The sequence below is a fragment of the Arsenophonus sp. ENCA genome, from assembly GCF_002287155.1.
Lineage (GTDB): Bacteria > Pseudomonadota > Gammaproteobacteria > Enterobacterales > Enterobacteriaceae > Arsenophonus > Arsenophonus nilaparvatae.
Map to the genome: position 1 here is coordinate 1 of NZ_NHNG01000594.1, position 1,827 is coordinate 1,827.

General features: G+C 34.8%; 2 pseudogenes. One reads left to right on the forward strand and one right to left on the reverse strand.

Annotated elements, in window-relative coordinates:
* Positions 1 to 174 precede the first annotated feature (174 nt).
* Positions 175 to 420, forward strand: a pseudogene (locus CBG25_RS15450) (MarC family protein); the annotation flags it as partial.
* 500 nt (positions 421 to 920) lie between these two features.
* On the opposite strand, the pseudogene cls reads toward CBG25_RS15450, so the two are convergent.
* Positions 921 to 1,827 (reverse strand): annotated as a pseudogene (cls, locus tag CBG25_RS15455) (cardiolipin synthase); the annotation flags it as partial.

A 1,827-nucleotide genomic window follows, 5' to 3' on the forward strand; every position in this document is an offset into this window, starting at 1 on the left:
TACAGGTTTCGATCTTGACCAGCGGGTCACCCAACTTGTCGATCGTCTGTTGGTGATACTGGTTTGCAAAGAGGTCATTCTTAATGGCGCTGCGTTTCTTCATGGTGGTTAGCTCAGTAGACCAGCTTCCGATAACTTTATCAGCAAAATCAAACTCGGCTTAGGTTTTTCGAGGTGCCCTCATGTATTGTCTGGTCTTCTCGTTGGTTAGGATGGCAAAATTTAGTTGGTCTATCGCTAACGTGTATCTTTTTTGCTTCGTGTTGTTGGTTACTTTTTCGCTCAGCAACAATTCTCGTTAAATATTTAGGTCAAACGGGAATTAATGTTATTACTCGTATTATGGGATTATTATTAATGTCACTTGGAATTGAGTTTATTATTACAGGCACTAAATCTGTTTTCCCCGGATTACTTTAAACGAGCAATAACATCATAACTCAGTGATATTCATTATTTATTCATAAAATCTTGGATATTGATATTGTTATAAAACCTATATTAATAAATTTATTTATCTAATAATTGTAAGTTTTATGAATTATTAATCCATTACAAAACCAATTTCTATAGGTTAAAAAGCACTTTTTTACTAAGGACCGCAATGGCAATATCCATTTTAATTTATGGTCTAATTGGGTGATTAATAATTTAAAATTAAAATTTTTCCTGTTAGCTAATACGCTTGATTATAATACATAGATGTAAGTTATGGTGCTGGTAATTTGCCCAAAGAATTAATTTTGTTATTAACTATGTTCAGCCTAATTTATAAAAATTAGCCTTATTTTTATAACTAGGGTGTATAAATGAATATCATTATCTGACAATTATGGGAAATAAATGTTATTGGTTGATTTATTAGTATTGGTTTAATTTAACAAAAATAATTTTTTGGCGCTGATAATTTTATAAAAATATTACAATAATGGACTAAAAAAATAGCAAATACGTTCGATAACACGGTTCCATAATGGACGTTTATTCCAATTCTTCTGCATCAAAGGTGTAGAGCGAGCAATGTAATCATATTGAACTAATATTAGATCGCTACCAAAGCTTTTATCATCAATAACAACAGTAATTTCAAAATTAAGCCAAAGGCTTCTCATGTCTAGATTAACAGACCCAATTAAGCTTAACTCACCATCAACAGATAGGCTTTTAGTATGCAAAAGCCCATCATTAAACTGGTAGATCTTAACGCCAGCTTCTAATAATTCAGACTAAAATGCCCGGCTTGCCCAACGAACTAAAAAAGAATTATTCCGATTAGGAATGACCATCAACACTTCGACACCCCGCATCGCTGCAGTGCAAATAGCATGGATGAGATCATCACTGGGAACAAAATAGGGTGTGGTAAGGATCAGCTGTTTGCGTGCAGAAAAAATTGCGGTCATTAAAGATTGCTGGATTAATTCTTCCGGAAAGCCTGGCCCTGAAGCAATGACTTGAGTTGTATGCCCACTAGCTTGTTCAAAGGGCATAATATTAGTGTCTGGAGGAGGAGGAGGAATGCGTTGACCGGTTTCCATTTCCCAATCAAACGCATAAACAATGCCAAGGGTTGTTGAGACTGGTCCTTCCATCCGAACAACGATATCTACCCATTGTCCCACACCGGCATTTTGCTTAAAAAAGCGAGGGTCAACCATATTCATACTACCAACATAGGAAATATAGTTATCAATAATAATTATTTTTCTTTGTTGGCGTAGATCCATTCGTCGTAGAAAAAAGCGGAACAAATTTACTTTTAGTGATTCTATTAGTTCTATTCCGACTCACGCATTTTTTTCGGTTGATGGCTGTGAAAAAAAGACC